The organism is Corynebacterium flavescens, from assembly GCF_008693105.1.
Classification (GTDB): domain Bacteria; phylum Actinomycetota; class Actinomycetes; order Mycobacteriales; family Mycobacteriaceae; genus Corynebacterium; species Corynebacterium flavescens.
Genome location: NZ_VXKK01000023.1, coordinates 46,495 through 66,227 on the forward strand (window position 1 = coordinate 46,495; position 19,733 = coordinate 66,227).

At 58.4% G+C, this 19,733-nt stretch carries 21 protein-coding genes; 10 read left to right on the forward strand and 11 right to left on the reverse strand.

The annotated features are described in order from the left end of the window. Positions 1-56: 56 nt before the first annotated feature. On the reverse strand, positions 57-341 hold the full coding sequence (locus F4V60_RS03960) for a chorismate mutase (protein ID WP_075731040.1): 285 nt from the start codon (positions 339-341) through the stop codon (positions 57-59). Between the two features lie 205 nt (positions 342-546). Here F4V60_RS03960 and pcrA point away from each other — a divergent pair, with 205 nt between their 5' ends. Continuing rightward, positions 547-3,048, forward strand: coding sequence for a DNA helicase PcrA (gene pcrA, locus F4V60_RS03965; RefSeq protein WP_075729435.1), 2,502 nt, complete (start codon positions 547-549; stop codon positions 3,046-3,048). A 16-nt stretch (positions 3,049-3,064) separates the two neighbouring features. Here the strand turns inward: pcrA and F4V60_RS03970 are convergent, their stop codons facing one another. Together F4V60_RS03970 and F4V60_RS03975 are read right to left on the reverse strand one after the other, a co-directional pair. Further along, complete coding sequence (locus tag F4V60_RS03970; RefSeq protein WP_075729436.1) at positions 3,065-3,784, reverse strand: M23 family metallopeptidase; 720 nt, start codon at positions 3,782-3,784, stop codon at positions 3,065-3,067. Between the two features lie 609 nt (positions 3,785-4,393). Beyond that, complete coding sequence (locus F4V60_RS03975) at positions 4,394-5,155, reverse strand: M23 family metallopeptidase (RefSeq protein WP_075729437.1); 762 nt, start codon at positions 5,153-5,155, stop codon at positions 4,394-4,396. A 451-nt stretch (positions 5,156-5,606) separates the two neighbouring features. Between F4V60_RS03975 and F4V60_RS03980 the strand changes: the two genes are divergently transcribed. The 3 genes from F4V60_RS03980 to purH are packed head-to-tail and all read left to right on the forward strand — an operon-like array spanning position 5,607 to position 9,456. Continuing rightward, positions 5,607-7,226: a cell division protein PerM gene (locus F4V60_RS03980; RefSeq protein ID WP_084559131.1), complete on the forward strand. Its 1,620-nt coding sequence runs from the start codon at positions 5,607-5,609 to the stop codon at positions 7,224-7,226. A 31-nt stretch (positions 7,227-7,257) separates the two neighbouring features. Further along, complete coding sequence (purN, locus tag F4V60_RS03985) at positions 7,258-7,878, forward strand: phosphoribosylglycinamide formyltransferase (protein WP_075729438.1); 621 nt, start codon at positions 7,258-7,260, stop codon at positions 7,876-7,878. 42 nt (positions 7,879-7,920) lie between these two features. Next, positions 7,921-9,456: a bifunctional phosphoribosylaminoimidazolecarboxamide formyltransferase/IMP cyclohydrolase gene (gene purH / locus F4V60_RS03990; RefSeq protein WP_075729439.1), complete on the forward strand. Its 1,536-nt coding sequence runs from the start codon at positions 7,921-7,923 to the stop codon at positions 9,454-9,456. Positions 9,457-9,571: 115 nt separating this feature from the next. On the opposite strand, the gene F4V60_RS03995 is transcribed toward purH, so the two are convergent. Continuing rightward, positions 9,572-10,327, reverse strand: a complete 756-nt coding sequence (locus F4V60_RS03995) for a hypothetical protein (protein ID WP_141255934.1) — start codon at positions 10,325-10,327, stop codon at positions 9,572-9,574. Positions 10,328-10,636: 309 nt separating this feature from the next. Between F4V60_RS03995 and F4V60_RS12720 the strand changes: the two genes are divergently transcribed. Continuing rightward, positions 10,637-11,317: a hypothetical protein gene (locus F4V60_RS12720; RefSeq protein WP_084559132.1), complete on the forward strand. Its 681-nt coding sequence runs from the start codon at positions 10,637-10,639 to the stop codon at positions 11,315-11,317. An 85-nt stretch (positions 11,318-11,402) separates the two neighbouring features. After that, positions 11,403-12,308: a hypothetical protein gene (locus F4V60_RS04005; RefSeq protein ID WP_075729441.1), complete on the forward strand. Its 906-nt coding sequence runs from the start codon at positions 11,403-11,405 to the stop codon at positions 12,306-12,308. Between the two features lie 21 nt (positions 12,309-12,329). On the opposite strand, the gene F4V60_RS04010 is transcribed toward F4V60_RS04005, so the two are convergent. Beyond that, on the reverse strand, positions 12,330-13,061 hold the full coding sequence (locus tag F4V60_RS04010) for a hypothetical protein (RefSeq protein WP_075729442.1): 732 nt from the start codon (positions 13,059-13,061) through the stop codon (positions 12,330-12,332). 198 nt (positions 13,062-13,259) lie between these two features. Here F4V60_RS04010 and F4V60_RS04015 point away from each other — a divergent pair, with 198 nt between their 5' ends. Genes F4V60_RS04015 through F4V60_RS04025 form a run of 3 tightly spaced genes read left to right on the forward strand, consistent with a single transcriptional unit; the run spans position 13,260 to position 16,138 of the window. Then, positions 13,260-14,774, forward strand: coding sequence for a serine/threonine protein kinase (locus F4V60_RS04015; protein ID WP_075729443.1), 1,515 nt, complete (start codon positions 13,260-13,262; stop codon positions 14,772-14,774). Continuing rightward, complete coding sequence (locus F4V60_RS04020; RefSeq protein ID WP_075729444.1) at positions 14,768-15,454, forward strand: hypothetical protein; 687 nt, start codon at positions 14,768-14,770, stop codon at positions 15,452-15,454. Before F4V60_RS04015 ends, F4V60_RS04020 begins: the two co-directional genes overlap by 7 nt. A gap of 12 nt (positions 15,455-15,466) precedes the next feature. After that, positions 15,467-16,138 (forward strand): hypothetical protein, encoded by a 672-nt coding sequence (locus tag F4V60_RS04025; protein ID WP_075729445.1) that lies wholly within the window; start codon positions 15,467-15,469, stop codon positions 16,136-16,138. A gap of 13 nt (positions 16,139-16,151) precedes the next feature. On the opposite strand, the gene F4V60_RS04030 is transcribed toward F4V60_RS04025, so the two are convergent. From F4V60_RS04030 to rpmB, 6 genes are all read right to left on the reverse strand, one after another. Then, complete coding sequence (locus tag F4V60_RS04030; protein ID WP_075729446.1) at positions 16,152-16,868, reverse strand: TetR/AcrR family transcriptional regulator; 717 nt, start codon at positions 16,866-16,868, stop codon at positions 16,152-16,154. Positions 16,869-16,986: 118 nt separating this feature from the next. Further along, positions 16,987-17,766, reverse strand: coding sequence for a hypothetical protein (locus tag F4V60_RS04035; RefSeq protein WP_075729447.1), 780 nt, complete (start codon positions 17,764-17,766; stop codon positions 16,987-16,989). Between the two features lie 256 nt (positions 17,767-18,022). After that, complete coding sequence (gene rpsR, locus F4V60_RS04040; protein WP_075731046.1) at positions 18,023-18,271, reverse strand: 30S ribosomal protein S18; 249 nt, start codon at positions 18,269-18,271, stop codon at positions 18,023-18,025. Positions 18,272-18,292: 21 nt separating this feature from the next. Continuing rightward, a complete protein-coding gene (rpsN, locus tag F4V60_RS04045; RefSeq protein WP_075729448.1) occupies positions 18,293-18,598 on the reverse strand; it encodes a 30S ribosomal protein S14 in 306 nt (101 codons plus the stop codon). A 3-nt stretch (positions 18,599-18,601) separates the two neighbouring features. Further along, complete coding sequence (rpmG, locus tag F4V60_RS04050) at positions 18,602-18,766, reverse strand: 50S ribosomal protein L33 (protein WP_040085297.1); 165 nt, start codon at positions 18,764-18,766, stop codon at positions 18,602-18,604. A 3-nt stretch (positions 18,767-18,769) separates the two neighbouring features. Then, entirely contained in the window at positions 18,770-19,006 is a 237-nt protein-coding gene (rpmB, locus tag F4V60_RS04055) for a 50S ribosomal protein L28 (RefSeq protein WP_075729449.1), read from the reverse strand. A 455-nt stretch (positions 19,007-19,461) separates the two neighbouring features. On the opposite strand from rpmB, the gene F4V60_RS04060 reads away from it, so the two are divergent. After that, positions 19,462-19,731: a type B 50S ribosomal protein L31 gene (locus F4V60_RS04060; RefSeq protein WP_075729450.1), complete on the forward strand. Its 270-nt coding sequence runs from the start codon at positions 19,462-19,464 to the stop codon at positions 19,729-19,731. Positions 19,732-19,733: the final 2 nt, after the last annotated feature.

Consider the following 19,733-nt stretch of genomic DNA (forward strand, 5'->3'; position numbering starts at 1 on the left):
GCAACATTCCACTTTCCCACCGTAGTCCAATTGCTCACACTGAGCAGTAGAAAAAGCTAGCCGAGCTTGCCGCGGCCCATACGCAAAAGCGCCGAGGCGATGGCGGGGCCCTCCTCACCCAACTCGTCTTGGAACTCGTTGAGGATAGCTATCTCGCGGGTATGGACAAGACGGGTTCCGCCGCTGCTCATACGGGTGCGTCCTATCGCCTGAGAGACCTCCGTGCGGCGCTTTACAGCGTCAAGGATGAGGCGATCGAGACGATTGATCTCGGCGCGGTAGCGCTGGATCTCTGCGTCAGTGAGCGGATCATCGCTGCCAGAGGGGAAGCGGATGGCCATGCCGTTGTCCACAACACCACTATCGGCGGCGGTGCTGCCAGAGGCGGAATCCGCAGGGGAGTTAGATGTGGAGTCAGAAGCGGATTGAGGGGGGAGATTTTCTTCTAAAGACATAGGTCCCAATTCTGCCACCGAGCCCGTCTAAAGGGAACATGAGGCGAGATGAGGTGACATGTCCGAGGAGGCTAGTAGGTTGGTAGGCACTATGAATAACGAGTCTCCCTTTTCCCGCATCTCGCCGGATCGCGCCGGATCCTCGGCCGCCCCGGTTGTTGGCAATTCACGCGAGGTGGCCACGTCCCCGAAACCCGCAGCGGATCCCCTAACCCAGGGGCTAAATCCGCAGCAGCTGGCCGCGGTGACCCACATTGGTTCTCCGCTGCTTATTGTTGCTGGCGCAGGCTCAGGAAAGACGGCCGTGCTCACGCGCCGCATTGCTTATCTTATGCGCAGCAGGGGGGTGGCGCCCTGGGAGATTTTGGCTATTACCTTTACCAACAAGGCCGCTGCGGAAATGAAAGAGCGCGTCGGGCAATTGGTGGGGCCCGTGGCTGAACGCATGTGGGTGTCTACGTTTCACTCCATTTGCGTGCGCATTCTGCGCCAGAACGCTCAGCTGGTGCCCGGGCTGAACACTAATTTTACTATCTATGACGGGGATGATGCTAGGCGTCTGCTGACCATGATTGCCAAGGACATGGGCATAGATCTGAAGAAATTCACTTCTCGCGTTTTGGCTAACCAGATCTCTAATCTAAAAAATGATCTGGTCTCCCCGGATAGTGCTGCGAGCGAGGCTGCAAAAACGAAGAATCCTTTCGATATTGTCATCGCCCAGGTTTATGCGGAGTATCAGCGCCGCCTGCGTGCGGCCAACGCGGTCGACTTTGACGATCTTATTGGAGAGGTCGTGCGCATCTTTCGGGAGTACCCGCAGGTAGTCGCGTTCTACCGGCGTCGCTTCCGGCATGTCCTCATTGATGAGTATCAAGATACCAACCATGCGCAGTATGCCCTGGTCTCTGAGTTGGTTGGCAAGGGAGAGCCTTCTGCTGAAGCGCCGCAGCTGTGCGTAGTCGGAGACTCGGATCAGTCTATCTATGCTTTCCGTGGAGCAACCATCCGCAATATCCAAGAGTTTGAGCGCGATTACCCGCAGGCCAAGACAATCTTGTTGGAGCAGAACTATCGCTCAACGCAGACCATCTTGAATGCCGCCAACGCGGTCATCTCCAGGAATGAGGGTCGCCGTGAAAAGAATCTGTGGACCGCGCATGGACAGGGAAAAAAGATCATCGGCTATGTCGCCGATAATGAACATGATGAGGCGCGGTTTATCGCCTCCGAGATTGATTCTTTGGCCGATCAGGGCCGTAGCTACTCGGATATCGCCATCATGTATCGCACCAATAATGCTTCTCGTGCCTTGGAGGACATCTTCGTGCGCTCGGGCATTCCCTATAAGGTCGTCGGCGGAACCCGCTTCTACGAGCGCCGCGAGATCCGTGACATGGTCGCCTACCTGCGCATTATCGATAACCCGGATGACACCGTTAGCCTGCGGCGCATCATTAACGTCCCCAAGCGGGCGATTGGGGACAAGGCGCAGGGGCAGATCTCCTTGCATGCGGACAATCTCGGCATCAGCTTCGGCAAGGCGCTGCATGATGGCGCTGCCGGCGCAGTCGCGGGTTTAGGCACCCGCGCTGTTAATGCCGTTTCCAAGTTCGTAGAGATGATGGAAGGGATTCGAGCACAGATTCCGGGAATGAGAAATGCGGTGACAGGGCAGCCCGATCTCGGCGAGCTGCTCAACCTTGTGCTGGACGCCACGGGATACCGCGAGCTTTTGGAACAATCCAACGATCCGCAGGATGGAGCGCGTCTGGATAACTTGAACGAACTCGTCTCGGTAGCCCGAGAGTTTTCTTCCGACGCGGCAAATAACTTGGCGTTCGATGGCTCGGACGCTGAGGAAGATCCGCAGCTGGCAGAGGGAGAAGCCGCACCGGGCTCCCTGCAGGCCTTCCTAGAAAAGGTCTCTCTTGTCGCTGATGCGGACCAGATCCCCGATAGTGAGATCGGAGTGGTGACTCTGATGACTCTCCACACAGCAAAGGGCCTAGAGTTCCCAGTTGTGTTTCTTACAGGTTGGGAGGATGGCCAGTTTCCACATATGCGCTCGCTCGGTGACCCGAAAGAACTGAGCGAGGAACGTCGCCTGGCCTATGTGGGTATTACTCGCGCACGTGAGCAGCTCTATCTCACTCGCGCAATCCTGCGATCTTCGTGGGGCAATCCTATGACCAATCCTGCCAGCCGTTTCCTTGGAGAGATCCCAGAAGAACTCCTTGACTGGCGCCGCGAAGCGCCCGAAAGCAGCTTGTCTGGCGCGTGGGGCGGCGATGACTCTTATCAGTACGGAAGATCCTATGGCAAGGACTGGTCTGGGTGGAATAAGAACAAAAAGAGCACTGCGACTTCCCCTTCGCAGCGCTCCTCATCCTCGCACTCAGCTACCTCGATGCCACGGAATAATCACCTCAATCTTGCGGTCGGGGACCGCGTCAACCATGCGAAATATGGTCTCGGCACGGTGATTGAGGCCGCCGGTTCCGGTGCCAGGGCCACCGTTACGGTGGACTTCGGCTCGGCCGGTAAGGTGCGGCTCATGCTCATCGGCGGAGTGCCGATGGAAAAGCTCTAGCAGCCGGAAAAGCGCGCTAGATGGTGATGCCGCGCTCTTTGAACCACGGCACAGGATCAACAGGCGTGGTGCCATCAGGGTGAATTTCAAAGTGGAGGTGGGGGCCGGTTGAGTGGCCCTCACTGCCCATGCCGGCGATTTCTTGCCCAGCACTGACTCTGTCGCCCACAGACACGTAGAGCATATTGGCCGGCATGTGGCCGTAGACGGATATAGCTCCGTCGTCGTGGCGCACTCTAATCCAGTTACCAAAGCCCTGGGCTGGGCCGGAGGAAATGACCTCGCCGTCCATGACGGAGTAGATCGGGGTTCCTACGGGGTTGCCTATGTCGATGCCATTGTGCGTGGTTCCCCAGCGCTCGCCGTAGACGGAAGTAAAAGTACCCGTCGTGGGAGAAGACACCGTGTTGCCACTGGCGTCGCGCCCCGTTTGCTTGGTTACCTCGGGAGTATCTGCTGGTGGACGGAAGGCCTCGATGAGTTCCTTGATGAGTGCTGGGTCTAAAGCGATATCCCACCCACCTTGGCCTTTAGAGGACTGTCCCTCGGTGTCTGCGTCTGCGGCATCAGCGCTTGCTGCGTCGGCGAGCTCCAAAGCGGCTTCGTAAAGCGCAGCGTCGTTGTTTGCTGGCGTATCCACCGCGCTCGCAGGAGCGACTGTGGTCAGGGCGAATGTCATACACAGTGCGGTGGTGCCAAGCACTGTTCGCTTGACGGCGCGATTCATGCGCTTCATAAATGAAGTCCTTATCGTGACGTTCCAGGGATGGGGCAGTGACGCTCTTTTTGGGCAACGAGATAAAAGCTATCTGTTGTTGTCACATCGCGCAATGACTAATCTACCCAGCTCAATGCACTGATGTTCGAAACAGGACTAAGTTGCCAGCATGTTGCGCGTGTTGCAGGAGTGAAAACTGTTATAAAAAAGTTCTCGGGCAACTGTGTGGGGGTGTGGGGAAGGGGGGTGCCCCATGCGATGGCTGTGGGTGAAGTTCTTCTTCCCACTTAACGGTCTTTTCTTCCCGCCATATCCGCCGCTTAGGGGGTATAAGGGATTGAAAAGCTCCCCCTTTGAGAATGCGTTGGTGGTCAAAAAATATCTCCTGTGAGATGGACTACAACGTTTGGTTGGCGGCCTGAGATGAGGGTTGATGGCCCGAAGTTAAGCAGCGTGTCGGAGGTGCGACGGAGTGGAGTGCAACGCCAGGGTGACGCGGTTGAACTTGGATCGGCGCACGCTATGACGGGAATCGGCGCAGAACAAAAGCGCGGGAGCGCTGTGTTGCGGCGATCCCGCGCTGCTGCGGAAGAAAGGTTGGATGGGAAGTTCGGGGGAGTTGTATCCCTAGCCGATGTTGATCCCGCGCTCTGCAAGCCACGGGATGGGATCAATTGCGCCCTGGCCGGCGGGGTGAATCTCGAAGTGAAGGTGGGTGCCGGTGGAGAATCCCAGGCTGCCCATTCCGGCGATCTTCTGGCCTGCGTGGACCTGCTGGCCCACGGCGACGTCTAGGGTCTCCATGTGGCCGTAGACGGACATGGAGCCGTCTTCGTGCTTGATGCGGATCCACTGGCCGTAGCCAGAGGCGGGGCCGGAATCGATGACGGTGCCGTCCATGACCGCGAGAATAGGCGTTCCATTCGCGTTAGCGATGTCGATGCCGGAGTGGAAGGAGCCCCAGCGGGAGCCAAAGCCGGACGTGAAGCTGCCCTCGGCCGGGCGGACGACTGAGGGGCCGCGGGCGGCCTTGTCGGCGGCAGCGCGCTCGGTAGAGGCTGCTACTGCCTTGTTGAGCTGATCTGCCAAGTCCGTGATGGGCTTGTTGTTAGATACGGCCAAGATCTGCGGGGTTTCGGCGAGACCGTCAGCGACGGCCGCCTGGGCGCGCTCAAGCTCTCCGGAGTTGTTTGCCAAGGAGAAGTTGACCGACTGGGCCTTTTGTCCTTGGGTGTTATCGGCTTGAATATTAGCCGCGGCCGCTCCGCCAACACCTGCGGTGGAAACCGCTCCAGCAGCTACCGCGATAAGGGCGATACGGCCCTTGCTGGTCTGCGAGGTGATGATCTTACGGTGGCGTCCGGCGTCCCGCTGGGTCTTGCTTCGCATCAAATCAACTTCCATTCTCTTCACAATCTGCGTACCGGATATGGCGTTACAGTCCATCACGGTTGGTTACGAGATTGTGACCTTTCTGTTACCAACGAGATGTAACAGTAGCGTCTCGGAAATGTGACAGCAACCCTAACCGGAATAATTTTCTTCCCCCGGGCTAAACCTGCAGAACTCGCCGCCGTTTCTAAGGAACGGAATTGGCTACCCCCGCGGGTGGGGTCGGTGTAACGCTACGGAGTGATGGTCGAGAGTGGACTCCTGCGACCGCCGTGTTCACTCTAGTCACAGTAATATATATAGGTATCGGCGGCTCTTACTTTCAAAGATAGGCGGGATCTGCAAGGTGCAGGTCAGCGTTGGACCTTGGGGTATTGGATCGCTCGTGTGTATCGATTCTCGTCGCGCCAAACGTGCTCGCGGGCATTCGCGTGGCACAGTAGAGGCGATGAATAGGAACACCAGCCCCCAATCGCGGTCCACCTCGCGTCCGCGCGCGCAGACGAGAGGCCGCGGTCACCAGTCCATCGACCCAGCCTCACGCATCGCGCACAAGGCTGGGGCGCAGGCGAAAGCGCGCCGCGCGCGACCCCCGCTGAGCAAGTTTGAGCGAGCCCGCCGCATGGCTTTTGCCGTGGCTCTGCCTCAGGCGGTGCTTATCCTCGCTATTTTGGCGGTAGCCTTGGGCGCTTTGTTGCTGACAGGCACCTCCCTAGCCTGGCTGCCTGCAGTCATCGCTGAGTCTTGGATGGTTCTAAATCTCGGGCCCGTAGTGGCAGGCGGAATAACCATCTCCGTGATGCCACTGCTGCCGGCGCTGCTCTTTGCATTCGTTATCGCGCGCCGGATCCGCAACACGATTCGTAGCAAGGTGAGCATCAATGACGTGGCTATTCTCGCGGTCGCGGCAGTGGTGGTGCCCGCAGCACTGACAATCTTGGCCTGGCTAATGCTGTGGGACGCGGGGAAAGTATTCGATGTTTCGCCCCCCAACCTGGCTATGGCTTTGCCGCGGATTCTGCTTCTGCATCTTTGTGTACTGGCCGGTGGAATGGGCCCACGCCTGTGGCGGGCGTTGGCGCGGCGCTTCGGGGTTTCAACCCTGCTTGTCGACGCCGCTTTCTCAGCCCTGCGCTACTTGGCCTATGCCGGAATCGTCTCCTTGGTGGTGTTTGTGATTGTGGCGGCAGTGGGATGGGGACGCCAAAGCGAGCTGCTTGCAAGCTATCCGCATCTCGGTGCCGGTGGGGTTGTGGGGCTGGTAGCTCTGAGCCTGCTTTATCTGCCCAACGCCGTGGTCTACACGATGGGGGTTTTAAGCGGCGCCCAACTGCACGTCGGCGATGCTAGCGTGAGCCTCTTTAATGTCGATCTGGTGGCCTTGCCGCCGGTGCCTCTATTCGGCGTCGTACCCGCATCGGTACAAGCGTGGGCCGTAGTTTTGTTGTTGGCCTTGCCGTGCAGTGCCGCCTACCTCTTCTACCGTCGCCGTCCCAGCTTTCAATTCGCTGCTGTAGCAGGGCTCATGGCAGCCGTCGGAATGCTCATCCTAGGCTATCTTTCGTCCGGGGAACTCGGATACTACGGGTTCACCGGTCTGAGCGTGTGGGTGGCTGCGGGGCTCAGCGGGGTCTGGCTGGCAGCCGTCGGACTAGCATTTGCTGCAGCCTCCCTCTTACTCCAAGCACAGAGTGCACGGAGTGCCGCCTATGAGGAAGAGGCGTCGGTTGTGCCCGCGCCTGAGGATCAGGTTGAATCTGATGACGCTGGTGAGGTCGCAGAAGAGGAAGATTCGCCGGAGGACCCAGAGATCTCAGCGGGGTCAGAAGACACTGACGTGGACATTGATGTAGACCCCGACGATGGCAGCCGCGATTATGCGGACGTGGTAGACGCGGAGGTTGTGGACGCTGAAGTTGTGGACGCTGAAGTTGTGAACGCTGAAGTTGTGAACGAAGACTCCGCTTCGAAAGGGACTGAAGAAGCAGCTCAGGAAAGCTCCATTTCTGTGGATCAGGACGAGGACTCGGCTCCTGAGAGCGAAAGCGCGGAGGATAAAGAGCACTAATTGCCAGGCGGGGGTAGCCGCGGGCTAAGATATGCCTGTGACTTCACCTCTCCAGCCGCAAAAACCCTCCTATTCACCGCCTTTGTCTGTCGTCGTCCTTGTTTCTGGGACGGGTTCGCTCCTGCAGTCCATCATGGACGCGCAGGAAGGAAGCTACCGAGTAACCAAAGTCGTCGCCGATAAGCGCTGCCCCGGGATCGACCGGGCTCAGGATCGCGGTATCGCGACCGAGGTAGTAGAGATGGGTGCGGATCGCACCGAGTGGAATCAACGTCTGGTTGCCGCCGTCGAGGCGGGGCAACCAGACATAATTGTTTCTGCAGGTTTTATGAAGATCCTGGGGCAGGCGTTCCTAGACCGGTACGAGGAGCGCATCATTAACACCCACCCCGCACTTCTGCCCTCTTTTAAAGGGGCGCACGCCGTGCGGGATGCGTTGGATTATGGAGTGAAGATCACAGGTTCTACCGTCCATTTTGTTGATGCCGGGGTGGATACTGGGCGCATCATTGCTCAACAGGCAGTGGAGATTGTTGAGAATGATGACGAGGCCAGCCTGCACGAGCGGATCAAAGTGGTAGAACGCCAGCTCATTGTCAGAGTGCTGCGTGCAGCGCAGATCGTGGACGGTCGTGTCCGCGTACAGCTCTAGTGTTATTTCCCTCAACCTTGGTCAGGAAGGCTGCTTCTTACTATGAATGACGACCGCAAGCAGATTAAGCGGGCACTAATTAGCGTTTACGATAAGTCCGGTCTGGAGGATCTCGCTCGGGCGCTTGATGCGGCTGGGGTCGAGATCGTCTCGACTGGTTCGACCGCCGCAAAGATTGCGGATCTGGGAATCGCCGTTACCCCAGTGGAAAAGCTCACCGGCTTTCCTGAGTGCTTGGAAGGTCGCGTAAAGACTCTCCACCCGCGCGTGCATGCGGGGATCCTGGCGGATACGCGCAAAGAAGATCATCTCCATCAGTTAGAAGAGCTGGACATTCAGCCTTTCCAATTGGTTGTTGTTAACCTCTATCCCTTCCGCGAAACGGTTGCCTCCGGCGCGGACTTTGACGGCTGTGTTGAGCAGATCGATATTGGAGGCCCGTCGATGGTGCGTGCGGCCGCCAAGAATCATCCTTCCGTGGCAGTCGTTGTGGATCCCGCTCGTTACGGTGAGGTCGCCCACGCTGTGGAGAACGGCGGCTTCACCCTCAGTGAGCGCCAAGCCTTGGCCCGCGATGCCTTCCTGCACACGGCTGATTATGACGCGGCTGTGTCGCAATGGTTTGTTGAGCAGCTAGGGACTGAGCAGGCAGGCGCACAGGCACTGCGCTACGGTGAGAACTCCCATCAAGCAGCCACGGTAACGCGCATCGGCACCGCCGGTCTGGCGAATGCTCGGCAGCTCAACGGCAAGGAGATGTCCTACAACAACTACCAGGACGCCGATGCCGCATGGCGCGCCGCATGGGATCACAAGCGCCCGTGCGTCGCCATCATCAAGCACACCAACCCTTGCGGCATTGCGGTATCCGAGGAATCCATCGCGGCCGCTCACCGTGCCGCACATGCCTGTGATCCGCTCTCTGCTTTCGGAGGAGTCATCGCGGTCAACCGCGAGGTTTCCGTGGAAATGGCGGAGCAGGTCAAGGAGATCTTCACTGAGGTCATCGTTGCGCCTTCCTATGAAGATGGCGCCGTCGAGATCCTGCAGACGAAGAAGAACCTGCGTGTTCTCGTGGCTGAGTACGAGGCTCCCACCACGGAGAATAAGTTTATCTCTGGTGGTTTCTTGACTCAGGACCCCGACACCTACCAGGCAGAGGGCGACAAGCCGGAGAATTGGAAGCTCGTGGCAGGCGAGGCCTTGTCCGAGGCGGACATGGCGCAGCTGGAGTTTGCTTGGCGCTCAGTGCGCGCGGTGAAGTCGAACGCTATTCTGCTGGCCAAAGACAATGCCACCGTTGGAGTAGGTATGGGCCAGGTCAACCGCGTGGATTCCGCCAAGCTGGCAGTCCAGCGCGCGAATACTCTGGCTGAGGGAGAAGACCGCGCCGCTGGCTCTTTCGTGGCCTCGGATGCGTTCTTCCCCTTTGCTGACGGCCTCGAGGTGCTTCTCGAAGCCGGGGTCAAAGCCGTTGTGCAGCCGGGCGGCTCCATCCGCGATGAGGAAGTCATTGCCGCCGCGCAGGCCGCAGGAACGACCATGTATCTGACTGGGACGCGTCACTTTGCCCACTAGGAGTATTTAGAGGAATCTCCCCTCCCTGCAGATTCACAACCGCGGGTACCTCTTGAGCTAGTCCAAGAGGTACCCGCGGTTGCGTCTTAAGTAGTGCCCTAGGGTGGCGATTTTCTCATTGTACGGAGGGGGATCCGATGACAAAGGAGGAACCAGAAGCAGGCTGGTCCGCGGCGTCGAAGAAGCTCGCAGTGATGACTACCATTGTGCGCCCAGACAGCGGGAGCTGCAGCTCAGTGGGTTCACCAACATCGACTCTTAAGTCTTGAAGGCTGCCGGTTCCATCATTGATGAGCACGTGCGCGTGATCGACCTCAGGGTTGCTGCGGCTATCGGTGAATCCCAGTGTCATGGTCAAAAGCTCGAAATCCCCGTCCCGGAACTCGAGCGTGGCCGTGGCGGAATCCCCAGTTTCAGCCACATAGGAGTGGGGGAAGCTAACTCCTTGAATCATGGCGGTGGTGTCCTCTTGGCTAAAGTCAGAATCTAGACTCCAGCTACTGGTGAGCGAAGTTCCCGCCGGCTGATATGGCTCCTCCTCCGTTGTTGCCGAGGTGTCTCTCTCCCCGAACGCCCACCACGCCGCGCCTCCGAAGGCGATCGCTAAAGCCAACATCGCCGCGATGAGGCCTGCGATGGCAGCGTCGAAGTAACTCCGCTGCGACTTGGGACTTTGTCCCCCTGTAGCGGACTGCGAGAACGCAGGTGTGTGCGCAGATGCAGATGGACCAAAGGCAGCATTCTGGGCCCCGAAGTGCTGCGAGCCGGGGCCGCTGGGGAAACTAGGGGGAGAAGTCGGGGAAGGCGAAGCCGAATGCGGGCCTGCAAAAGCGCCAAAGCGTGGGGGAGGCCCTGGAGGGGGAACAGTCATGACGAGAGGGAGTTTCCTTGTGGCTTAGAGAGAATCAACATGTTTAATGTAGCCCGAAAACGCTCGGGATAGGCGGCTAGGTCGGCTTAGAGGCAACGGTTCTTGTTAGACCGGCCTAGTCCGCATGTGGGGAGTGCTCCCCATCATGGCGCAAAATGGAGAAAAGTCCAGGAGTCTGGGGTAGAAGTTATAGGTGCGATTCGAGTTTTCAGCCCATTATGCAGACTGCCTCTGCCCCTATGAGGTGGAGACGCGCCACCCCTCGGCGCCAGATACCGAAAGCGGATTCTTTAAGGAACGGAGTTGCAGATGAGCAATGCAAACGGCGGAGGAAACCCTTGGCAAGACGCTCAAGGACATACCCCCGCGAACCCCTGGGCCCACGACATGGATGCCCGAGATAACTACGGCAACGAGGCATATCCACCCACGGATGAGTGGGAAGCCCTGCCGCCCACGGCGGTTAGTGCCGGCGCTCCTGCTTCCAAGCCGAACCGGCTGCCCCTTTATATGGGCATAGTCGTGGCCTTGATAGCCATCGCGGCAGTAATTGGCTTCTCTGTCTTTAATAGCTTGAGCGGACGTGGCACAGGAAGCTCTCAAGACTCTGCCGCCGGGGACGCCGCAATTGCGACATCCCCGCAGGAAGCAGCTACTCAGCCCGCAACGTCTGAAGAAGCAGCAGAACCGGAACGCCCAGAGTTTCCGCAGCTCCCCAGCGGCGCAGTCGCAGTGAACGACGCTGCGATGAACAATCTTCCCGGTGGGGACTTCAATAACGTCTATCGCGGCTCGAGTGTGACTTCCACACAGTTCTCTTTGGCTGTGCGTGATGCCTATGTGCGTAATTACCTCGACACGGGTGATCTTAACGCCACCTTGTCGGTATATAGCTCCGTAACCTATAACAGCTATTCCATGTCTTGCAGTGACAACGGGCAGTTTGTCACATGTACCGGCGGTAATAATGCGATCGTCTATATTGTCTAGCCCAAGGAGCACTGGCGCCGTGTCATTTCTTTTCAGCGCTCGGCCACGAGCCGGCCACAACATTTGTGGGAGCAAGAGCCTTACGATGACCGGCGCGGTTGCCACAGTCGCCAGCGCGCTTGTTTTTTCGGGCTGCACAATTGGGGATCCTGCACCGCTAGACTCCACGAGCAGCGAAAGTGCAACCGGGCCTACCTTGCCTGAGGCCGAGTCGCGGGAATCGTCCTCGATTTCGCCAACTCTTCCCGCAAGCTCAACGCAAGATTCATCGAAGGCAGCCGATGCCCAGGCAGCACTCGATGCCGCAGTATCGGCCGCCGTGACTCGCTTCGGCGGACAGGCCGGTATCGCCGTGGCTGATGGACAGGGCGTTATCGCAGCAGGGCAGACAGGACCGGCAGCAGCGTGGTCTACCTCGAAGGTGCCCTTGGCTATCGCGGCCCACAGAGCCGGGGTAGCTGACCCCGCTACTATTTCCTCCGCGATCACCTTCTCCGATAACCAAGCAGCCGAGCAAATGTGGCATGCCTTGGGGACGGGTGAGGAGGCCGCCGCGGCGGTGGGCAGTGTTCTGGCCGAGGCCGGTAACGGCTCTACTCGTGTACAGCCGCAGGTCACTAGGCCAGGATTTAGCGCCTTTGGCCAGACACAATGGTCTGTATCAGATCAGGCACGATTTGCCTCGCGCTTGGGTTGCCTGGATGGCGCCGACCAGGTTCTTTCCGCGATGCAAGTCAGCGATCCGGCGCAGGGTTATGGACTGCGCCAGTTTGTTGGGGCGCGCATGAAGGGGGGCTGGGGTCCAGACGAGTCCGGGGCTTATGAAGTCAGACAGCTGGGCATTGTGTCTTTGGAAGGCACTCCCGTTGCTCTCGCCTTGTTCGCGCATCCGCAGGAAGGCACGTATGAGGCAGGCCAAGCCATGCTGAGCACGATGACTGAGGAGCTTAAGGCAGCACAGGTCACATGGCCTTCCGCCGCGTGCTCCTAAAGCAGTAGCGTCTAAAGGCGTTTAGCGTGCCCAATATCCTTGGAAATCGCCGGTGTCTTGGGTGCCAGAACCGTCATTGACGGAGACTATCCACTGCGTTTGATTGAGCTTGACGGTACTAGGGGAATCGTTGATGCCGGCGCGATAATGGCCGCTACCGAGCCGTTGCGCCGTCCCGGAGGCAGGTCCGCTCTTCCACGAGCCGTGATAGGTGTAGGCCCCTGCGGCCTCGCAGACCACTACATAGCGGCTCTCGGAGGAGTGAAAGGCTGCGTAGACGAGCTGTTGACCTGCTGAGCAAGTAGCAGCAGGCTGAGAAGTCCAGCCAGTTGACCCCAGCCCCGGTAGCTGCCCCTCTGCTCCTTGATTGGAGTTTGCGCTAGACGCTGAATGCGGCAGCTGGGCCACCGTGCCGCTGCGAGCTGAGCCCGCCGCTGCCGTCTGGGGAGCGGCGGGAGACCCAGCGAGGCTCGGACGCGGCTGCGGCTGCCTGCTAAGCGTTTCTTGCATTCCCACAGCGGCCGGCGCAGAGCCGGCAGGGAGTAATAGTGACTGTGCCTGCTTAGTCTCAGCCTTGCCCGTACCGGCCCAAATTGCAGCGCCGGCGACAAGCGCGGCAACGATGACGCTCACGATCGCGCCAATCCCCACCCAGTCCCGTTGAGTGCGCCGAGGAGGAGCGGCAGGAGGAGGGTAGTTGGGGACGGAGGATCCATTCGCGGGCGCGGAGCTGCCGAAGCTGGGAGAGTTCATGGGCTGCCTTCACGAGGTAGGGGAGGAAAAGCCTATTGCTTAGTGTAGAACAAACCTGGCAAAACCATTAGAACTCAGCGCTGCTGCTAACCTGCACCCCATTAGTGGGGTAAGCGCAGGTGGATAAAGCGACAAAAGTGGGCCTAAGGGGGCACTCAAGAGGGCAGAAGCACTGATTGCAGGTGAAAGTATGGTGAAATGATCTCCGTGACCGCTCTCTCCTTCCCCGACTGGCTAGCCAGAAAACGCAATCTGACCGATATTACAGAGATCGGGCGTGGGGGAATGGGAACCGTCTATCGGGTGAGAGAACACGATCCGGACAGGGTTCTAGCAGTCAAGGTTTTGCTACCAGAACTCAGCGGTGCGGGGGAGCAGCAACGCTTCCGCAAGGAGATGGATAGTCTCATTCGCATCACCCATCCGGCGATCATCGACCTGAAGTTCAGCGATACCACCCCTAATGGCTATTACTTTGCCATGCCCTATTTGGATGGCGGCAGTCTAGAGGACCTCATCGCAAAGAGAAGGCAGTCAGGGCGCGGTTTCAACCTGCGGGACGTGGTTTACTACCTTAAACCCATAGCCAGGGCTTTGGATTATTTACATGGAGAGCTCTCCCCGCCGCTTGTTCACCGTGACATCAAGCCGGCCAATATTTTGTTGCGTGCTCAACCCGGCTCCCTGGATCCCAGCGTACTCATTGACTTTGGCATTGCGATTTCTCCCAATGAGTCGCGCTTAACCCGGTTAGGGCGTGTGGTTGGCACGGAGAAGTATGCCGCACCGGAGCTTTCTCATTCCGGCTTTCAGGGAGAGGCCGCCAGCGCAGCAAGTGACAACTACGCACTGGCGCTCATCGCCTTCGAGATGATCACCCTGCATCATTTCAAAGACACTATGCCGCCGCAGGCATGGCAGACCCACCGCCAAGTGTCCAATCTCGCGGGCTTTGCGCTTGGCGAAGACGCGGCCAAACACCCCGAAGAAGTCCGCGCCGTCCTAGCCCGTGGGTTGAGTGAGATTCCCGCGCAGCGTTTCCGTTCCGCCAGCGAATTCATCGACGAGCTGGGCAGGTGTGGGAAAAGAAAGCCGCCCGCTGCGCGTGGTGCTACTGCTGTGCCAACCAGCTCTGGCAGGGGAAAACAATGGTCAGGGGTACGCAATGCACTCGTGGCCGGAGCTGCTGTCGTTCTCATCGCTGGGATCTCCGCTGGTGGATGGGTCATGTCTCACCCGAAGTGGAATACTGCTGAAGAAAGCCTCGTCGCGGCCCTCCCGCAGCTTCTTCCTGGCTCTCCGGGCCAGGCGGGGTGGGCGGATGCCACCTGCCACAGTGCGGAGGTAGCTGGCGGGCAACGCGCACGAATCCAATGTGTCTCGCAGTATTTGGGCAGTTTTGAGGTAGTGGGATTTCAAGACCAAGCTGCGCGTGATGGTCTCGTGTCCTCTCAGCTGGCAACCTTTGGTAGCTCCGGCTCGGAGAAGGGAAGCGACACTGCGGTTGACACTGCGATGGTGCAAAGCGGTTCCGAGTGCACAATGACCTACTACCTCCCGGCCGGCAGCCCAGAGGCGGTGTTGGCTTTAGGCGGGGGCCAAAAACTGAGTGCAGACGCTGCGGATAGGAATACAATTGCGATAGCTTTGATAGGTTCTTCCATGATCGATTACGCACAGGATTCTTCAGGTTGGGATATAGAAATATGCTAGACACGCCTACTACCGATACCTCAGCACTGCCGGTACAACCACGCCCGCGCCTGCATATTGATGATCTGGTTGGTAACTCACTCCTGCTTCAAGCCGGGGAGGAACTCGTTGTCGGGAGATCAGGCAACCTCGTCATTGGGCGCCATGATCTTTCCATGCACCGCACGCTATTTCAGCTGTGGTACTCCGAGCAGGGCTGGATGATGAGCAATGTCGGGCGGCACATACCGCTGCGGATAGACGCACTGAACAAGGGGGGTTCCACACACATCGAACTTGGCCCAGGTGCTGTGACTTTCCTGCCCTTGGGCAAGAGCTCGATAACTTGCGAGAGCAAGGAAGAGAAGTATGAGCTGCACGTGCAGGTTGAGAAGCTGGCTAAGGTTGGCCCCTCGCGCTATTCACCCGCCAGTGATCAGCTCACCCGCGAGCGCTCAGTATTTACGGCAGAGCAAGAAGATCTCTTGCGCCTGTTAGCCGGCTACCTCGGAAGCCCAGGTGCCACGAATGCCAACATTCCTCCCGTGAAGGAGATTGCCGGGCAACTAGGCTGGACAGAGAAGAAGACGAACCAGAAGATCGACAGGCTTGTCCACAAACTGGAGGGCGAAGGCGAGGCGCCCTTTAGGCCGTTTCGCATCTTCCTTGCGCAATACGCTCATCGACACGCCTTAGGCTAGGAGAACAAGACCATGACTAACCCATTTCCCCCTGAGTACTCTCCAGAATATGGCTCTGAGAATGGCCCAGTGTATGACTCAAGAAACGGTCCCCAGCCACACTCTCAGGGCGGGAGAATTCCGCTCTATATTGGCATCGTAGTCTTGGGTGTGATTTTTGCGGCTGCCGTTGCATTCTTTGTGTTTCGTGGTCTGGGGGGTGAAGAGACCACCGCAGCCGAATCTTCTGCACCGATGTCCACCAAAAGCGGCAGCATCCTCACCGCGCAAAACCAGGATGAGAGCATGCGTGCCTCGGAGGAAGAAGACGTAGTCACGGTCACAGAGACCGTGCCCCCTGAGCCGGAGACGCCTGCCACGCAGCGGGCGGCGGATATGCCAGCGGGCCTCTCCGCGACGGGATGGATCCGAAGCTTCGCTTCTTGCAATAGCGGCGAGAGTCTAGTTTTTGCCGGTAACGGGCCGGATGGCCAGGTGGCGCTATGCCAGGGCAGTGCAGGGCTGACCTATCGTTCCCACATGTTTGGTGGAACCCTCGAATCCCCGGCTACAGAAAGCGATGGTTCCTACTATGTCCAGGCTGACCCCGCGCTCATCATCGTTACACCGGGAGGAGTTACAGTGCGCGAGGGCGGAGCCTTGGCAGCAAACTCAAGCTTCAGCCAGTCCTGGAGCGGGCGCTAGAGAATAGGGGGCTCTAGCGAGTCTTCTTCTTGCGGGCCGCTGCCGCAGCGGCCGCGGCGGAGATGGAATCATTGCGATCCTTGAGCAGCTCAAGGGTCTTTTCCTCGGCGTTGTCTGGGATGGTGGCGCCGAGTACTGACAAAGCGGCGTCGGCAAGCATGGCTGCGGTCTCCGGAATGCGCTGTGAGGCGTCGAACGGCGGGGTACCGTCGTTGCGCCGCATCTCGATGACGGACAACGCAATGTGGAAGGGCAACTCGATGCGGGGATCGTCTTCGCCCACGATGGCTGCGGCGTTGCTACGGAAATGTTCCTGCAGCTGCTTGCGTGCCTCGTGATACTCGGAAAACTCAGGAGAATTGGCCACCGGCAGCTGATACAGGCGCCCTACATTCCAGCCACTGGTGAGCAACAGACGGGCCTCAGCAGCGACCAAAGACCACAGGCGCTGTTCTGGTTCGACATCGGTCTGGGCCAACTCTCCAGCCAGCTCCAAAGAGGGCTCGATGGTCGAGTTAAGCAAGGTAAGGAAGATTTCCGTCTTGGAAGGGAAGTGATAATAGAGGGAAGCCTGCCGGATGCCTACAGCGTCCGCGATTTGGTGCGTCGAAGTATTAGCGAAGCCCTGGGTGGTGAAAAGCTCAGAAGAAGCGTCGAGGATTTCCTCCCGGGCGGAATTGCCGCGACGGCGAGGACTGTTCTTGCGCGGCCTACCAACGTTGCCTGCCATGTGGTCGGTCGCCTCCTTTCAAAAGGGGTGGGGATGAGAATAGTAAGGGATTGAGGGTTTACTTAAAGATAGTAGAGCCTCAGGGGCGCAAGCCGCGGCCAAAGCTGCGGTGCGGCGATCAAGAAGAGGCTTTATCCCGAGCTGCGATTGACTCAAACGTGGCCGAGAGTGTGCGGCATGCCGAGCCGTAGGCTGTTCTGTCCAGCGGCGGCAAGTCTGCAAGAGTTGTCTCATGCTCGTTGACTCCAGCAAACCAACGCTGCAGTTCCAATGACATGCCCATGCGCCAGGACTTGGTTAGGGAGTCTGCTTCTTCTGCGCTTAGAAGCTCGCGCTCAACCCCAATGGCTAGACGGTCTGGTGTTGGTCTCGGCGCTGGAGCGGCCCATCGCGCGATTGCAGCTATGGGGGAGAGCAGCACATGTTGGATGTCGAGCAATGCTTGGCGGTCAGGCAAGCCGTCCACCAGTTGCAGCGCCGCAGGGCGCTCCGCCAAGGCAGAGGCGAGGAGTGCTTCTTCGCCGCCAGGCCCGAGTGGAAGGCCCGCGTCGACACGGGTGGCTGCGGTGTCTTCTGCAGACTGCCCGCGCAAGCCAGCGTCCTTCAGAATGCTTTCTAGTTGAGGATCTTCTCCGATCCACAAAACCGGCATGGAGGGCAAGATATCTCCTCGCGCGACGGCGCCGGTGAGACGCACGGGGCTGCTGACCCCGGGGGAGCGAACAATATCGACGATGAGCCTGGAGTACCATGCGGCTAGTTCTAGGTCATCTCCGCGATGCTCGACGGCATTGCGGAGGAGATCTACGCCCTCAGCCAGTAAGCCGCGGGCGGTCTGTGGTGACTGGCAACGCGGCGCTAGCTCAGCGAGATCGAGCAATGACTTGTGCAAAGCCATGAAGAAGTCTTTCCTTCCGCTTTTGGTGCATTTATTTAACGTTCCTAATCTAGCACCTTGCGTGCAGAATCACGTCAAAGTGCTCCTGCACTTGCACCGCCACGGAATCATGCATTGGCGGCAGACTGATAACGGATAGAAAAATGGCCGCCACCAAGCCTTCCTTATCGGAAGGGATGGCGGCGGCCACTTAAGGTTCTTTTACCGTGTCACACTTGCCAGCGGCAAAAGCGTGCTGTTGAAACCTGCTACTGAATTAGCGGGTAGTGAACGGCAGGAGAGCCATTTCGCGTGCGTTCTTGATTGCGGTTGCAACCTGACGCTGCTGCTGCGGGGTCAGGCCCGTAACGCGGCGCGAACGGATCTTGTGACGATCCGAGATGAAAAGACGCAAGGTCTTGGTGTCCTTGTAGTCCACCTTCTCGATGCCCTCAGCCTTCAAAGGATTCTTCTTCGGGCGGCGGGTTTGCTCCATACGGAACTTCTTTTGGTTATTGCGCTTGATAGCCATTGTGCAATTCCCCCTTTACCAGCTGGACTTACGGACGCCCGGCAGCTCACCACGGTGAGCCATGCCACGCATACGGACACGGGACAAACCGAACTTGCGGAGGTAACCGCGGGGACGGCCGTCAGCGGCGTCGCGGTTACGAACGCGAGCCGGGGAAGCGTCACGAGGCTGGCGGTTCAATTCGAACTGCGCGTCGAGACGATCTTCAGCGGAGGTGTTCGGGTTCTTGATGATTGCTTTGAGCTCTGCGCGACGCTCCGCATAGCGGGCGACGATTTCCTTGCGCTGCTCGTTCTTGGCGATCTTGGACTTCTTAGCCATGAATTATCGCTCCTCGCGGAATTCGACGTGCTTGCGGGCGATCGGATCGAACTTCATCAGAGAAATACGGTCCGGGTTGTTCCGCTTATTCTTACGGGTTACGTAGGTATAACCGGTGCCAGCGGTGGACTTCAGCTTAATGATTGGGCGGATATCGTTACGTGCCATCTTCTAGATCTTCTCCCCACGTGCGCGAATCTTGGCAACAACGGACTCGATGCCGTCGCGGTCAATGATTTTGATTCCCTTGGTAGAAACAGTCAGGGTGATGGTACGGCCCTCGGAGGGCAGGTAGTAGCGACGACGCTGCACGTTAGGGTTCCAACGGCGCGAAGTGCGGCGGTGCGAGTGCGAGACCTGCTTGCCGAATTGCGGCTTGCGGCCCGTTACCTGGCAAATAGCCGACATGGGTCTTCTTTCTCCTAGCCGCCCACATCATGGCTATTAAACACTTACTCTATGCAGTGAGGTGCAGTGCTCTATTAAGTGAGGATGAGCGCAAGTAAGGGTTAAACACCAGTAGACGGGGCGTAAAACGTATATTTTGACAACAGCAATGCGCAATCTTACCGCCCGCAGTGCTTTTTGCCTAATCGCCCCATTGTAATTCCGCATCCTAATTCTGTGTCCTCTTTATGACGATTCCGAGGGGTTAAGCTTCTCGTCGTTGGTCGGCGTCAGGGGTTGAGGAATTTCCTGTTGCGGCCCATCCGGGTGTAATATGGCTCGAGTTGTTTGTTCCTCGAGCGAAGCACTCGCCACGAGGTGCGGCAGAGAAATGATCGTACATCCCAACTCAGGCACGATCTACGCAATTTTTGAGCGCGGAACCGACCTGAAGTTTCAACCCTGAGGGAGATCCTATGAAGAAAGATATCCATCCGGATTACCACCCTGTGGTTTTCCAAGATGCCGGTACCGGACATCAGTTCCTTACCAAGTCCACGGCCACTTCCGCTCGCTCCGTCGAGTGGGAAGACGGCAACGAGTACCCGCTGATCGTCGTCGACGTGACTTCTGAGTCCCACCCGTTCTGGACTGGTGCTCAGCGCGTTATGGATACCGCCGGCCGCGTCGAGCGCTTCAACCAGCGCTTCGGCGGCATGGCTCGCCGCAAGAAGAAGAACGCGTAAGG

Bases quoted from the DNA above. Each gene is read 5' to 3' on its own strand.
- F4V60_RS04035 (WP_075729447.1), bottom strand. From the start codon at position 17,766: ATGGCTTTGCACAAGTCATTGCTCGATCTCGCTGAGCTAGCGCCGCGT.
- purH (WP_075729439.1), top strand. From the start codon at position 7,921: ATGAATGACGACCGCAAGCAGATTAAGCGGGCACTAATTAGCGTTTAC.
- F4V60_RS04015 (WP_075729443.1), top strand. From the start codon at position 13,260: ATGATCTCCGTGACCGCTCTCTCCTTCCCCGACTGGCTAGCCAGAAAA.
- F4V60_RS03980 (WP_084559131.1), top strand. From the start codon at position 5,607: ATGAATAGGAACACCAGCCCCCAATCGCGGTCCACCTCGCGTCCGCGC.
- purN (WP_075729438.1), top strand. From the start codon at position 7,258: ATGCCTGTGACTTCACCTCTCCAGCCGCAAAAACCCTCCTATTCACCG.
- F4V60_RS04005 (WP_075729441.1), top strand. From the start codon at position 11,403: ATGACCGGCGCGGTTGCCACAGTCGCCAGCGCGCTTGTTTTTTCGGGC.
- F4V60_RS04020 (WP_075729444.1), top strand. From the start codon at position 14,768: ATGCTAGACACGCCTACTACCGATACCTCAGCACTGCCGGTACAACCA.
- F4V60_RS03960 (WP_075731040.1), bottom strand. From the start codon at position 341: ATGGCCATCCGCTTCCCCTCTGGCAGCGATGATCCGCTCACTGACGCA.
- F4V60_RS04030 (WP_075729446.1), bottom strand. From the start codon at position 16,868: ATGGCAGGCAACGTTGGTAGGCCGCGCAAGAACAGTCCTCGCCGTCGC.
- F4V60_RS03975 (WP_075729437.1), bottom strand. From the start codon at position 5,155: ATGCGAAGCAAGACCCAGCGGGACGCCGGACGCCACCGTAAGATCATC.
- pcrA (WP_075729435.1), top strand. From the start codon at position 547: ATGAATAACGAGTCTCCCTTTTCCCGCATCTCGCCGGATCGCGCCGGA.
- F4V60_RS04010 (WP_075729442.1), bottom strand. From the start codon at position 13,061: ATGAACTCTCCCAGCTTCGGCAGCTCCGCGCCCGCGAATGGATCCTCC.
- F4V60_RS04060 (WP_075729450.1), top strand. From the start codon at position 19,462: ATGAAGAAAGATATCCATCCGGATTACCACCCTGTGGTTTTCCAAGAT.
- F4V60_RS03970 (WP_075729436.1), bottom strand. From the start codon at position 3,784: ATGAAGCGCATGAATCGCGCCGTCAAGCGAACAGTGCTTGGCACCACC.
- F4V60_RS04025 (WP_075729445.1), top strand. From the start codon at position 15,467: ATGACTAACCCATTTCCCCCTGAGTACTCTCCAGAATATGGCTCTGAG.
- F4V60_RS12720 (WP_084559132.1), top strand. From the start codon at position 10,637: ATGAGCAATGCAAACGGCGGAGGAAACCCTTGGCAAGACGCTCAAGGA.
- rpsN (WP_075729448.1), bottom strand. From the start codon at position 18,598: ATGGCTAAGAAGTCCAAGATCGCCAAGAACGAGCAGCGCAAGGAAATC.
- rpmB (WP_075729449.1), bottom strand. From the start codon at position 19,006: ATGTCGGCTATTTGCCAGGTAACGGGCCGCAAGCCGCAATTCGGCAAG.
- rpmG (WP_040085297.1), bottom strand. From the start codon at position 18,766: ATGGCACGTAACGATATCCGCCCAATCATTAAGCTGAAGTCCACCGCT.
- F4V60_RS03995 (WP_141255934.1), bottom strand. From the start codon at position 10,327: ATGACTGTTCCCCCTCCAGGGCCTCCCCCACGCTTTGGCGCTTTTGCA.